We start from the raw sequence: 14,223 nt of genomic DNA on the forward strand, positions 1-14,223 counted from the left end.
GGTGACGTTTTTAGAGATAGCGAATGTGCTTGTATGGACACGAGAGTTTACCCCGTACCCTTACTGCTGTGACTTGAGCTGGGAAACAAGAGAATGGGCAAGTCCAACAGCTTGCCAGAGCAATTCTGGTTCATCTTCTAGGCGGACAGTTGTTTTGACACTGGTGTCATTCACCTCCCTGATTTCTAACTCTTCTAGAATTGGTGACAGCAATACACGGGCGTAACTACCGTAGGCGACTCCGGAAATTGATGGGGGAGTGTGGGGAGTATGAGGAGTATTTTCTCCCCCTACTCCCTCTACTTCTCCATCTCTTCCTCGTAGGAGTCCCATCGCCTTTAACTTGGCAACGGTATAGTTATTAGTGCCGCCTGCTAACTGCACGTATCCCGGTAGATTTGCTGCCAAGACTTTTTGCCCTAATTTGACTGCGGCTGTGGTGGTGCCATCACCAATATCACCACTCATCGGCCGTCCATCGGTTTGCCAAATCAAGGTAATTTTATGGGTCGCGATCGCATCATACAGGGCATGTAGGTAATCAATCATACCCTCTCCATCTGGACAACTAATCGCTACTAACTGCAATTGTTCAACCCAGGGTGAAATTGTTTGCCATAATCGCTGAAATTCTGTCAAACGTCCTATTTGTGTATGAATTTCTATGGCATCTACCCCAGTTGATAAAATTAATGGTGCGATCGCTTCCGGTTTGATCACGTAAGAATTTGTATAAATTTTTTCATATGGACATATAGGAATGCAACGACCACAACCGTAGCACTTTTCGGATATAACTCCCGAAAACAGCTCTGGTTTATTGCTAAACTTTATTGCCTGTGCTGGACAAATTTTTTCACATGGTCTGTGGCAATTTGGAGGACACTCTGTATAATTGATTTTTGCTTTGCGAAAATGCGGATCTTCGCCATCGTTGAGGCTAACCATCAAAAGCGGCAACTTACCTTTTTTGCCAAAGCCTCGTGCTTGTGCATCCTGGGCAAGTTCAGCTGCAACCTGTAGGGCCTCTCTAACTGCGGCAATTACAGCTGGATCGGCAGCCACATCTATACAGTCAGCACCGGCCAGTGTGTAGGCCAATGTTAAACTTCTGACCGCAGGCAGGTGTTGAAAGCTGGCTCCGCAAATGAGCTTGAACCAGTGACCTTCTTTGAGGGATTGTAAAGGGTTGAGGTGATCAGTCACATTATCTATTATGCTATGTGACAGAAAAATGTTGTAGGCATTTGCCTAATTTAATTGGGTTTGTTTGAGAGGAATTTCGATCATAAATTCCGCTCCTTTTCCTAGTGATGAAGCACAAGTGAGTTTTCCTTGATGCTTTTGCACGATAATTTGGTAACTAATCGCCAATCCTAGTCCACTACCTTTGCCTGGTGGCTTGGTAGTGAAAAATGGGTCAAATATTCGCGAAAGCACGGATTCACACACACCAGGACCATTGTCAGCAATACAAATCTTTACAGTATCTGGGGTTGTTAACATTGTGCGAATGTGAATGCTAGGTAATTGGTAATTGGTAATCGGTAATCGGTAATTGCTATTTTGTTGCTCATAATGCTCTTCTAAAGCATCGATCGCATTATTCAACAGATGCATAAAAACTTGGTTGAGTTCACTGACGTAACAAGTCACTAGGGGTAAATTACCATACTCTTTTACTACTTCAATTGCAGGGCGATCTGTTGTTTGTTTGAGTCGGTGTTGCAACATCACCAAAGTACTATCTATACCTTGATGAACATCGACTCGCTTCATTTGCGCTTCATCGAGTCGAGAGAAGTTTTGTAGAGCTTCAACTATAAAACGGATGCGTTCTGCTCCTCTAAACATTGCACCCATGAGATTTTGTTGATCATTGATCAAAAAATTTAAGTCTATTTGCTTGACTATTTCTTGAATTCTTGGAGTGGGATTTGGATATTCCTGCTGATAGACTTCAATGAGATTTACCAAATCCGATACATATTGACTAGCATATTGGAGATTACCATAGATAAAACTGATAGGGTTATTAACTTCATGAGCAATCCCTGCTACCAACTGTCCTAAAGCTGCCATTTTTTCTTGTTGAATCATTTGCACTTGAGAAGCTTTCAAATCATCAAGAGCTTTTTGCAGTAGAGTATTTTTTTCTTGTAACTTATTTTGTAGTAAACATAAATTGAGTTGATTTTCTATTCGCAAGACAACTTCTACTCCATGAAAAGGTTTAGTGATATAATCTACACCACCAACATCAAAAGCTTGAGCTTTGTCTAGAACATCATCGAGAGCACTAATAAAAATAACTGGAATTGGGCGAGTTTTCTCATTAGCTTTTAACTGTCTGCAAACTTCATAGCCATTCATTTCTGGCATGTTAATATCTAATAAAATCACATCTGGTAAAACCATTTGACAAGCAGTAAGTGCCATTTTGCCGCTCAAGGCTTTACGCACTTCATAGCCTTGTGAAGTCAGCATTGCTGACAAAAGACGCAAGTTATCAGGAGTATCGTCAACTACTAAGATATTTGCTTTGTAATCTCTTTGTGGAATCAAATGCATTTTGGGAATATGAATAATTAAACAGGCACAAAGTAAGGTTAAGTGCAATGTAGAGAATATGTTTCCTACGTTTTAGTGTACGCAGTTAACGAGGACTACTTATACATTTAGTTTAAAAAATATATTTTGATCACAAAAACAATTATTTATATTGATTTTGTACGCGCACTACTACTTCTTCAAGTTGGAATGGCTTAGTAATGTAGTCCGCACCGTCCATTTTAATACCTTTAACTTTATCGCTAACCTCATCTAAGACACTGAGAAAAATTATAGGAATACTACAGGTTTGCCAGTTAGCTTTTAAGCGTTGACAAACCTCGTAACCGTTTATATCTGGCATGTTAATATCCAGTAAAATTAAATCAGGTGCTAATGTTTGACAGGCAATTAAACCCATTTGTCCATTTAAAGCTTTACGAACCTGATAACCCTCATCCATAAGAATAGTAGATAACACGCGCAGATTATCCAGCTGGTCGTCAATGATGAGAATGTTGCCTTTAGTGGCAGATACTGACTCTTGACTCATGATGATTTTTTCAAGGTGGTTTGGTATTTACCATTGAGGTGCAGCAGCAATTAAATTCAGAACGGATTCTAAGTCTAGAGCAGTAGAAAATAAATGCCCTTGAGCGAAATCACACTTTAATTTTTTCAATTGAGATAATTGATATTGGGTTTCAATACCTTCAGCTGTTACTTTCATTTCCATTGAATGAGCAATGCCAATAATTGCTGGTACTAAACCCAAATTTTCTTGATTTTCCTGAATAAGTTGAACAAAAGATTTATCAATTTTTAGAGCATTTAAAGGAAATTTATGTAGATAACTTAAAGAGGAATAGCCTGTACCAAAGTCATCCATAACTAATTTAATTTTACGTTCTTGTAATTTATCAAGATTTGTTTTAATATTATCACTTGTATCCATTAGCGAACTTTCTGTAATTTCTAGTTCTAGATTAGTAGGATTGATTTTAGTTATATCAATAATTTTATCAAAAATAGCAATGAAATTTGTTAAGGTAAATAAACGTGGTGAAAGATTGACGCTAATATTGAGATTATTTGTGAAATGAGGATGATTTTGCAAGATTCGCAAAGTCTGACAAGCTGATTCTAGTACCCAAAAATTAATAACATTAATTAAGCCTATTTCTTCTGCTACTGGGATAAACGCAGTAGGATAAACTAATCCTTTTATAGGATGTTGCCAGCGGATCAAAGCTTCAAATCCAGCAAGTTTACCTGTATGTAAGCAAATAATTGGTTGATAATGAACGACAAATTCTTGGCGCTCTAAAGCCCTTCTCAGGTCATTTTCTAATTCTAAAATTTGGATGACTTCCTGATGCATAGCAGGATAAAAAACATGGTATCTACCTTTTCCTAGAGCTTTAGCACGATACATTGCTGTATCGGCATCTCGTAGCACATATTCTGGTTTTTCATAGTTATGATTTCCCCAATTAATACCAATACTCGCGTTAATAAAGACTTCGTACATAGACAATTTAAATGGTAATGATAATTTTTTGAGTATACTTTCAGCTACTTCAATTGCTATATTAATATCGGTAATCTTTTCCAGAAGAATAGCAAATTCATCGCCGCCAAATCTAGCTAAAGTATCAAATGGGCTGAGAGATTCTTGTAAACGACTAGTGATTGCAATTAGTAATTCATCTCCGACTAAATGACCAAGAGAATCATTCACAATTTTGAAGCGATCGCAATCTAAAAACAACACAGCAAAACGATAATTAGATTCTCGCTTGGCGCGATTGAGAGCTTGTTCCAATCGCTTGAGAAATAAAACTCGGTTTGGTATTCCAGTCAGAGAATCGTGTAGTACTATTTCCAACAATTTATTCTGTAACTGCTGGCGTTGATTCATTTCTTGTTGGAGTTTATGCAGAGTCTTTTTGAGTTCCCAAGTGCGTTCTTGTACCCTGTTTTCTAATTCGGCGTTGAGTTTTAATATTTCTAACCGCGCTGTTCTCAACGCCAGTTGGTTTTCTATACGCACTAAAACTTCTTCAAATTCAAAGGGTTTTGTGATATAGTCAACCCCACCTATCTGAAAAGCTTTTACCTTATCAAAAACATCATCTAAGGCGCTGATAAAAATTACAGGAATATCAGCTGTTTGCTGACAAGCTTTCAAACGCCGACAGATTTCATAACCATCAACTTCTGGTATCATGATGTCCAGTAAAATCAAATCCGGTGATAAAGTTTGGCAAGCAGTAAGTGCCATTTGCCAGTTTAAAGTCTTACGAACGCTGTATCCTTTTTTAGTGAGGAGCCAGGATAAAATCCGCAAGTTATCTGGCGTGTCATCTATGATGAGAATATCTTTTTTATCTGATTGTAACCGTTCGTAATTCATCCTGCACTTGGTCTGCGATCGCAAACTTTATCTTGTGATTTAACTACACTGTAAACGCATAGGTGTATTTAGCATATCTTTTCATCATGAGTGAGTTAGTGCTGGAAATCACTTGAATGCACTGATTATTGTTGATTCTTATCTTACCTCTCAATAAAGCTTATTTATAAGACTTCAGTTTACTTAGATTAGAAGTATTAGTCTTTTGAACATACTTTACAGAAAAAAGGTAAAATCATTCACTTTTTTAATATTCATCTTTAAAAAGATATATCTTGCATGATTCTCAATTAGCCCTATGTTCCGCCTGAGAATAAATTATCTGGCTAATAGCATTAGTCCGTTTCAACGGACTCAAATATTGTTTGAGTCAGATTTATCTGACTTTAGTTATGAGCTTTTGAAATTTATTTCTTGGCGGGCTGAAAAGTTGGTGCAAGATATAAGAAGTGAACAAACACCGATGCACACCGATGCACACAGATAGATTTTGGTGATTGGCAATTACTGATTGCTGTTTTTTACTAATTACCAATTACCAAAATTTTATTTTTCCAAAATTTCTACTTCATCACCAAGTTTTAAATTGTTGTCTACAGAAGAAGATCATAATCGCGTATTTACACTTAATCTATAAAAGTGATTAAAATGGGATGAAACCACCCAACTGGGTAATGTTTGTTGTCGCTTTGCGACAAATACTTTCTGAAAATTTTTATAAACTTCGGTTGGTTAGTAGTTAGTAGTTGGTGGTTAGTGGTTGGTGGTTAGTGGTTAGTAGTTAGTTAATGATCTACCACTCCCCACACTCCCTACCTACGGATACAATGGTGATTTATCGATACCACCAATATTATTTAGGGGCCAAAAACGAATTACGGCACGACCAATAATATTTTCTCTAGGAACAACACCCCAGCAGCGACTATCATAACTGCTGTTACGGTTGTCACCTAATACTAAATAGGAATCGGGAGGTATAGTTACCGATTTAGCAAGAAAAGGCGGTTGTGGCCCAGAAGTACAAACATTGACTACTGTCTGCTGCGAAGGAGAAAGATACGTGTTTTCTGGGAGGGGCTGGTTATTAATATATACCTTGCCATTTTTGAGTGCTACTTGTTCTCCTGGCAAAGCAATAATACGCTTAATAAAAGCGTCTTGGTAGTCTTCTTTTTGTAGCTCTTTTGTGGGTGAAAATACTACAATATCTCCCCTTTGGGGATTAGAAAATTTATAACTTAACTTATCAACAATAATTTTATCTGCTTCCCATTGATTAGGTGAACCATGTAGCGTTGGTTCCATTGATCCGGATGGAATCCAACGGGCTTCGGCTACAAAGGTACGAATACCCAAAGCCAATACAATACTTAATACAATTGTTCTACCTAGTTCTGCTATCCAGGAACTGTCAGGTTTTTGAGTCGAGTTGTTGTTATCAGTCACTTGATTTTGCATGAAATTAATTGACTAATGGTCCAAAAAACAATTTCTATTTTGTCAGTTTAAAGATGGTATATCTGTTGATCTTAACCGTACTAAGTAAGTCTTTTGAGTTACTTTGTCCTATTGATAAGTTTGAAATGGAAGCTGGAGATAAAAACTCAGGAGTTTAGGTAGTTCATAAATGAATTAATTATTCATTCATGATTAAAAAATAAACTTGTTTGTGACCAGTAACAAAAATTAACGGCTAACAACCTCATTCAGTTTAACCTAAAGGGACAGTACTTGCTCATTAGGGGTATAAGGGAATAGGGGTGTAAGGGTATAGGTGAAGTCCACATAACTTGTGTTATTCATGATTTTATTTTTTTCCTTACACCCTTACTCACCTACACACGGCTCCTAAAGGGAGCTTAGTTAAAAATCGCTCTTGCTTTAACGGTTGAACATCCATGTCATCTTCCACTAGTTTACTAATTCGGCGCGCTCGGATAATCTTACCCGATGGAGAATTCATGATTGGGGATGTGCTGACGCGCGATCGCTTCATCGTCGAAGTTGCGCCAGAAATATCCACAGATCAAACATCAGTTAGAGAAATTGACGCAGAAGGGTTAACTTTGTTGCCAGGAGTCATTGATCCACAGGTACACTTTCGTGAACCGGGGCTGGAACACAAAGAGGATTTGTTTACTGCGACTTGTGCGTGTGCTAAAGGCGGAGTCACCTCTTTTTTGGAAATGCCAAATACACGTCCCCTGACAACTACCCAGCAAGCACTTGATGATAAATTGCAACGCGCCCAGAATAAATGCCTAGTTAACTATGGGTTTTTTATTGGCGCAACAGCAGAAAACCTACCGGACTTGCTGTTGGCAAATCCTACTCCAGGGATCAAAATTTTTATGGGATCGATGCATGGTCAGCTGCTTGTAGATCAGCAAGAGGTTTTGGAGGCGATATTTGCTAAAGGAAAACGCTTAATTGCCGTCCACGCCGAAGATCAAGCCAGAATTAACCAAAGACGCCAAGAATTTGCTGGTATTCATGATGTTGCTGTTCATTCTCAAATCCAAGATAATCAGGCGGCACTCTTAGCAACACAGCAGGTATTAAAATTGTCAGAAAAATACCAGCGTCGTCTGCACATTCTACATATGTCTACGGCTGAGGAAGCAGAGTTACTGCGTCAACACAAACCAAGTTGGGTGACAGCAGAAGTCACACCACAACATTTATTTCTGAATACTAGTGCCTATGAAAAAATTGGCACATTAGCCCAGATGAATCCACCTTTGCGATCGCCCCACGATAACGAAGTACTCTGGCAAGCTTTGCACGATGGCGTGATTGATTTTATTGCCACCGATCACGCACCCCACACCTTAGAAGAAAAAGCGCAACCTTACCCCAATAGCCCCTCAGGAATGCCAGGGGTAGAAACTTCTTTACCTTTAATGTTAACAGCTACAGCCCAAGGGCGATGTACTGTTACCCAAGTTGTCAATTGGATGTCTACTGCTGTTGCCAAAGCCTACGGTATTGCCAACAAAGGAGCGATCGCACCTGGTTATGATGCTGATTTGGTGCTTGTAGATTTGCAAACCTATCGCCCAGTTTTGCGCGAAGAAATCTTAAGTAAATGTGGTTGGAGTCCTTTTGAAGGTTGGAATCTCACCGGATGGCCTGCTTACACCATTGTCGGTGGTGAGCTTGTTTATGAAAAAGGCAAACTGCATACACAAGTACGCGGACAAGCCTTAACATTTACGTGAGTTCGATAAATATTATTAGACTAAACAATTAACTCGCCCGCAAGTTAACTGCGGGCTAATAACCTAAGTCTACTTTAAGTAGACTGAATATAATGGTCAATGGTCAATAGTCCATTGTCCATTGTCAAAAGTTTTCACAAACAAAAAATTATTTATATAGTTTGTCATGCTGTGAGCGCGGCTTCTCTTGTTGCAAATACCTACACACACCAAAGAGAGCGGATAAGGAGGACAAGCCAGACAAGCAAGAAAAAGCTTTGTTAGCATCATCTTAGTATTAGTGTTGCCAAATACTCGCAACAGTTTATAAATTATTGCAGGAAAGGCTATGACTACAACGCTAGCAACGCCCTATTCCATTGAGTCTTTACTAGGCGAAGAAGCAGAAGACTTACTGACTTACAAAGCTAAAGTTGCTAAAGATTTATTGCATTTACCAGGCCCCGACTTTGTAGATCGAGTATGGATAAATAGCGATCGCAATCCTCAAGTCTTGCGTAATCTGCAAACATTGTACTCTACCGGCAGACTTGCTGATACTGGTTATCTTTCCATATTGCCAGTAGACCAAGGGATTGAACACTCAGCAGGTGCATCGTTTGCACCCAACCCGATTTACTTTGACCCAGAAAATATTATTAGACTAGCGATCGCCGCTGGTTGTAATGCTGTAGCTACAACTTTAGGAGTTTTGGGTGCAGTTTCACGCAAATATGCTCACAAAATTCCTTTTATTGTCAAACTCAACCACAACGAACTCTTAACTTATCCCAATCAATTTGACCAGATTATGTTCGCTTCTGTCGAACAAGCTTGGAATTTGGGTGCTGTAGCAGTGGGTGCGACAATTTATTTTGGCTCAGAAAACTCTACCAGACAAATTCAGGAAGTCAGCCTTGCTTTTAAACGTGCCCATGAATTGGGAATGGTGACAATTCTGTGGTGCTACCTACGTAATAGTGCTTTTAAGCAAGACCAAGACTATCACCTGGCTGCTGACCTGACAGGACAAGCGAATCATTTAGGTGTCACGATTGAAGCTGACATCATTAAACAAAAGCTACCAGAAAATAACAATGGTTATGCAGCAGTAGCTCAAGCAACAGGTAAGAGTTACGGTAAAACCGACAAACGAGTTTACACAGACTTGACCACAGACCACCCTATAGATTTAACTCGTTACCAAGTCCTGAATTGTTACTGCGGGCGTGCAGGTTTAATTAATTCTGGTGGTGCATCAGGTAAAAATGACTTTGCAGAAGCAGTTCGCACCGCAGTCATTAACAAACGCGCTGGCGGTACAGGCTTAATTTCTGGACGCAAAACATTCCAACGTCCTTTCGAGGAAGGTGTGCAATTATTCCACGCCATCCAAGATGTTTATTTATCTGATGCAGTGACAATTGCTTGAGCGGGATCGGGGAGAGTGTGGGGAGTGTGTAGACGCAACAGCGGCTTCCCGTAAGGGTGGAGTGTCAGGAGTAACAATGCTCTCTATATTGTCCCCCTTGTCTTACTTGTCCCCTTTCCCTGATTCCCTACTTCTGGGATATTCTGGAAGAGGTGAGAATTGGCTGAGTGACGATGAAGCTGGCAGGAAGAGTAAGTCAAGTAACGCCTTCTATAACTTTAGCGATCGCAGCGAAAGCAAAAGCAATGAAGGGCGAAGGTATAGATGTTTGTAGTTTTAGCGCTGGTGAACCGGATTTTGACACCCCAGCACATATTAAAGCTGCTGCTCAAAAAGCGTTGGATGAAGGTAAAACTAAGTATGGACCTGCTGCTGGAGAGCCAAAATTAAGAGAAGCGATCGCCCGCAAGCTGCAAAATGATAATGGTCTTGCTTATAAAGCAGAAAATGTCATCGTCACTAATGGCGGTAAGCATTCTTTGTTCAATTTAATGCTAGCAGCGATCGAACCAGGTGATGAGGTGATTATCCCTGCTCCCTACTGGTTAAGCTACCCGGAAATGGTGACTTTGGCGGGTGGTATTTCCGTAATTGTCCCTACAGATGCAACAACAGGATATAAAATTAGGCCAGAGCAATTACGAAAATCTCTCACACCCAAGACCAAGTTATTTATCCTCAACTCGCCATCTAATCCTACGGGTATGGTGTACACGCCGGAGGAAATCAAAGCCTTGGCGGAAGTAGTAGTTGAAGCAGATATCTTTGTTGTCTCCGACGAGATTTACGAAAAAATTCTCTACGATGGTGCAACTCACCTCTGTATTGGTTCCCTGGGAGAAGAAATATTTGCCCGCACGATTGTCAGTAATGGTTTTGCCAAGGGTTACTCGATGACGGGATGGCGTATCGGTTATTTGGCAGGGCCAATAGATGTAATCAAAGCCACAAGTACTATCCAAAGCCATAGTACTTCAAATGTATGCACCTTTGCTCAGTATGGTGCGATCGCAGCTTTGGAAAGTTCGCAAGACTGTGTAGAACAAATGCGCCAAGCTTTTGCTAAACGCCGTCAGGTAATGCTAGAGCGACTCAACGCTATCCCTGGTTTGACTTGTCCTAAACCAGACGGTGCATTTTATCTGTTTCCTGATATCAGCAAAACCGGACTGAAATCTCTGCAATTTTGTGACGCTTTACTAGAAGAGGAACAAGTAGCAGCCATTCCTGGGATAGCTTTTGGTGCAGATGACAACATTCGCCTATCCTATGCTACAGATATGGCAACAATTGAAAAGGGGATGGATAGGTTAGAGAAGTTTGTCAAGTCGCGGATTTAGTGAGTGAGAAACAACACACAGATCCCCGACTTCTTAGAGAAGTCGGGGATCTTATCTTTACTGATAACTGATAACTGATTATCGCGCTATGATGCTAAGACAGGGGCGTCAACCTTCGTAATTGTTTGGGGTAAGATGGTGCGTATTGGTGTAATCGGTGGCGGACAACTCGCCTGGATGATGGGCAGTGCAGCAAAAAAATTAGGCATAGAATTGGTGGTACAAACCCCCAGCCCTTATGATCCTGCTGTAGCGATCGCTCATGAGACTATTTTCGCTCCAGTCAACGATGCCGCAGCTACAAAAGTTTTAGCTACTAAATGCGATATCATTACTTTTGAAAATGAATTTGTTGATATCGAAGCTTTATCGATTTTAGCAGAGCAAGGTGTTTGTTTTCGTCCACCCCTACAAGCATTAGTTCCAGTTCTAGATAAATATCATCAACGCTGTTATTTACGCGATTTAGGTTTACCAGTTCCCCATTTTTTCGATATTAAAGGGATCTGGAGACAAGACTCACCAACAGAAAATAAACAGTTAACTATTGAAAGTCAAGAGTTAGGAATAGAAAGCGAAAATCTTCATAATTATTCACTTCAAAGTAAATTAAAGTTTCCGATAGTTTTAAAAACCCGTCGTCACGGTTATGATGGTCAGGGTACTTTTGTTATTCAAGATATCCAAACTCTTCAGCAAAAATTAGAATCTGCCAATAATCTAGCTTTTTTATTAGAAGAATTTATCCCTTTTGAGCGAGAACTAGCAGTAATTGCAGCCCGTTCTGTGGATGGTAAAGTAGTAATTTACCCAATTGTAGAAACCCAACAAGAAGAACAAGTATGTCGGCGAGTGATTGCACCAGCGAAGATTCCATCACATATCCAAAAAGAAATTGAGAATATTTCCCATACACTCCTTAATAGCCTCAAAACAGTGGGAGTTTTTGGGATTGAATTATTTCTTAGTGCTGATGACAAAGTGCTAGTAAACGAGATAGCACCTCGCACTCACAATTCTGGACATTTTTCCCTTGATGCCTGTGAAACTTCCCAATTTGAGCAGCACTTAAGGGCTGTTTCTGGTTTACCTTTGGGCAATCCTAATTTAACTTGCCCATGTGCTATTATGATAAATTTGTTGGGCTACGAAATATCAACAGACGACTATATTACTAAACGCCAAAAAATAAAACAAATTCCCCGAAGTTACGTCCATTGGTACGGCAAAACAGAATCTCGTCCAGGGCGAAAATTAGGTCATGTCACCGTTTTGTTAAATGATCAAAATCCAGATGAAGCAATGGCGATCGCCCGCAATATAGAAAATATTTGGTACGCCAATTAAATCGGCAAAAAAATCTCATTAGGCATACACAAAATCATTTTTAAAAGCTATAATCAATTCATAGCACTGCGACGTTGGTGACTGCCAACAAGTTTTGTGATCTATGACTTGTAAAAGTAAGGGAACCGAGCATTTTTCGTGGCAGTAGACCGGGCTTGTACCCGGAAACTTTAAACGGAAAACATGGTACCCACCTGGTTTTCTCCAGGTCAAAAACTTAGGTAAAACGGCGTTGCGGTGAACAAAAATCAAGGCTCCTTAAGTCTAATTAGACTAAGGAGCTTTAATTATTTCAGAAGGTAAAAAGACCAAGAATTTTAACTTTTCAAAATCACAGCAACTAATAATATAGCATTCCTAAATTATTCGTGAACAACAAGATAGAAAATGTATGAGAAGTAAAGACGTAGGTAGCATTGCTAGGTCTACAAACTACGTCTACAAAAATGTATGCAAACATAATTCATCACCAAATTCACCAACGCTTTATTTTAGGGGTTTTTCTCCTGCCCTCTGCCTCCAACATAGCTGCCTTTCCAAAAATATGTATCAATTGATTCTAATTTGTGTTCACACAAGAGTTAGGATTGCAAGATTGCGATAAATTGTGATTAAATCTCTCAAAATATTGTTACAAAAACCCATAATTACCGTGTTTCCAACCTCGGTCCTTACACTAGATAATGGTTTAACCTTTATCCATCAAGAAATTCCCGACACTCCTGTGGTTGTGGCGGATGTTTGGGTACGTGCAGGTACTAGACTTGAACCAAGCCCTTGGTTTGGCATGGCTCACTTTTTAGAACACATGATATTTAAAGGAACCGCAAACCTGCCACCAGGAGTATTTGACCAAAAAATTGAAAACAGGGGTGGGGTAGTTAACGCGGCTACTAGTTATGATTATGCCCATTACTCTATTACTACAGCTGTTGCTTTTATTGAAGAGACTCTTCCTTACTTAGCAGAACTATTGCAGAATGCGGCGATTCCCGAAGATGAATTTAACCGCGAACGAGATGTGGTGTTAGAAGAGATTCGCTCTTGCCAAGATGATCCTGATTGGATAGGATTTCAAGCACTACTCCAGAGTATTTATCAGCACCATCCCTACGGACGTTCGGTGCTGGGTACAGAACGAGAACTGATGCAGCACTCACCAGAGGATATGCGCTGCTTTCACCGCACTTATTACCAACCCGAAAATATCACGGTGGTAATCGTTGGCGGAATCAGCCAGGAAGTAGCTCTAGAATTAGTTAGTTGTAAGTTTAACAGTTTTGGCGATCGCTGTTGTGAGTGTCCACCCACAGAGGAAGTAGCAAGACCAATCATCGCCGGAATTCGCCGTCAACAATTAGAGTTACCCCGCTTAGAACAAGCGCGATTGTTGATGGCGTGGACTGGACCAGGAGTCGAACAACTCCGCAGCGCTTACGGATTGGATTTACTCTCAGTTTTACTAGCAGAAGGGCGGACATCACGCTTAGTCCGGGACTTGCGGGAAGAACAACAATTAGTGCAGGGTATATGCAGTAATTTCTCCCTGCAAAAAGATGCAAGTTTATTTACGATTACTGCTTGGTTAGAACCAGAAAATCTGGAACGTGTCGAGTCCTTAATTCGTCTACACCTAGAGGATTTACTAACTAATGGTATTTCCCCCCAGGAACTAACTCGCTGTCAACGCCTGTTATGTAATGATTTTGCCTTCTCCACAGAAACGCCCAATCAACTAGCAGGACTGTATGGATATTACAACACCATTGCCAAAGTAGAATTAGCGATGATATATCCAGAAAAAATCCAGTCTTATGATGCCCAACAGCTGCAAAAATTAGCACAAGAGTATCTTTCACCCAATCATTACGCAGTTACTGTATTAAAACCTTGTTAGGTGTTAGTTGTTAGTTTTTTGGAACAACTACCAACCAC

General features: G+C 40.0%; 9 protein-coding genes, 1 other RNA gene and 1 pseudogene. 6 read left to right on the forward strand and 5 right to left on the reverse strand.

What is annotated here, in order from left to right; translation table 11 throughout:
• Window positions 1–60 precede the first annotated feature (60 nt).
• From ldpA to lepB, 5 genes and pseudogenes are all read right to left on the reverse strand, one after another.
• Complete coding sequence (gene ldpA / locus NIES592_RS14305; protein ID WP_073556093.1) at window positions 61–1,206, reverse strand: circadian clock protein LdpA; 1,146 nt, start codon at window positions 1,204–1,206, stop codon at window positions 61–63.
• Window positions 1,207–1,251: 45 nt separating this feature from the next.
• Complete coding sequence (locus NIES592_RS14310) at window positions 1,252–2,571, reverse strand: hybrid sensor histidine kinase/response regulator (RefSeq protein ID WP_073556181.1); 1,320 nt, start codon at window positions 2,569–2,571, stop codon at window positions 1,252–1,254.
• 151 nt (window positions 2,572–2,722) lie between these two features.
• Window positions 2,723–3,103 (reverse strand): annotated as a pseudogene (locus NIES592_RS14315) (response regulator); the annotation flags it as partial.
• 27 nt (window positions 3,104–3,130) lie between these two features.
• Entirely contained in the window at window positions 3,131–4,966 is a 1,836-nt protein-coding gene (locus NIES592_RS14320) for a two-component system response regulator (RefSeq protein WP_073556094.1), read from the reverse strand.
• A gap of 816 nt (window positions 4,967–5,782) precedes the next feature.
• A complete protein-coding gene (gene lepB / locus NIES592_RS14325) occupies window positions 5,783–6,427 on the reverse strand; it encodes a signal peptidase I (RefSeq protein WP_062247512.1) in 645 nt (214 codons plus the stop codon).
• Between the two features lie 440 nt (window positions 6,428–6,867).
• Here lepB and NIES592_RS14330 point away from each other — a divergent pair, with 440 nt between their 5' ends.
• The 6 genes from NIES592_RS14330 to NIES592_RS14355 all read left to right on the forward strand — a co-directional run bounded on the left by NIES592_RS14330 (window position 6,868) and on the right by NIES592_RS14355 (window position 14,185).
• Window positions 6,868–8,190: a dihydroorotase gene (locus tag NIES592_RS14330; RefSeq protein WP_073556095.1), complete on the forward strand. Its 1,323-nt coding sequence runs from the start codon at window positions 6,868–6,870 to the stop codon at window positions 8,188–8,190.
• A gap of 328 nt (window positions 8,191–8,518) precedes the next feature.
• Entirely contained in the window at window positions 8,519–9,601 is a 1,083-nt protein-coding gene (locus tag NIES592_RS14335) for a class I fructose-bisphosphate aldolase (RefSeq protein ID WP_073556096.1), read from the forward strand.
• A 173-nt stretch (window positions 9,602–9,774) separates the two neighbouring features.
• Complete coding sequence (locus NIES592_RS14340; RefSeq protein WP_073556097.1) at window positions 9,775–10,941, forward strand: pyridoxal phosphate-dependent aminotransferase; 1,167 nt, start codon at window positions 9,775–9,777, stop codon at window positions 10,939–10,941.
• Window positions 10,942–11,076: 135 nt separating this feature from the next.
• Complete coding sequence (locus NIES592_RS14345) at window positions 11,077–12,288, forward strand: 5-(carboxyamino)imidazole ribonucleotide synthase (RefSeq protein WP_073556098.1); 1,212 nt, start codon at window positions 11,077–11,079, stop codon at window positions 12,286–12,288.
• 60 nt (window positions 12,289–12,348) lie between these two features.
• Window positions 12,349–12,533: non-coding RNA, 6S RNA (ssrS, locus tag NIES592_RS14350), on the forward strand.
• 407 nt (window positions 12,534–12,940) lie between these two features.
• Window positions 12,941–14,185, forward strand: coding sequence for a M16 family metallopeptidase (locus tag NIES592_RS14355; protein WP_073556182.1), 1,245 nt, complete (start codon window positions 12,941–12,943; stop codon window positions 14,183–14,185).
• The last annotated feature ends 38 nt before the right edge of the window (window positions 14,186–14,223 follow it).

Source organism: Fischerella major NIES-592, from assembly GCF_001904645.1.
GTDB classification, from domain to species: Bacteria; Cyanobacteriota; Cyanobacteriia; order Cyanobacteriales; family Nostocaceae; genus Fischerella; species Fischerella thermalis.

Coding starts and splice junctions, on each gene's coding strand:
- NIES592_RS14340 (WP_073556097.1), top strand. CDS start 9,775: ATGAAGCTGGCAGGAAGAGTAAGTCAAGTAACGCCTTCTATAACTTTA.
- NIES592_RS14345 (WP_073556098.1), top strand. CDS start 11,077: ATGGTGCGTATTGGTGTAATCGGTGGCGGACAACTCGCCTGGATGATG.
- NIES592_RS14310 (WP_073556181.1), bottom strand. CDS start 2,571: ATGCATTTGATTCCACAAAGAGATTACAAAGCAAATATCTTAGTAGTT.
- NIES592_RS14335 (WP_073556096.1), top strand. CDS start 8,519: ATGACTACAACGCTAGCAACGCCCTATTCCATTGAGTCTTTACTAGGC.
- NIES592_RS14320 (WP_073556094.1), bottom strand. CDS start 4,966: ATGAATTACGAACGGTTACAATCAGATAAAAAAGATATTCTCATCATA.
- lepB (WP_062247512.1), bottom strand. CDS start 6,427: ATGCAAAATCAAGTGACTGATAACAACAACTCGACTCAAAAACCTGAC.
- NIES592_RS14330 (WP_073556095.1), top strand. CDS start 6,868: ATGTCATCTTCCACTAGTTTACTAATTCGGCGCGCTCGGATAATCTTA.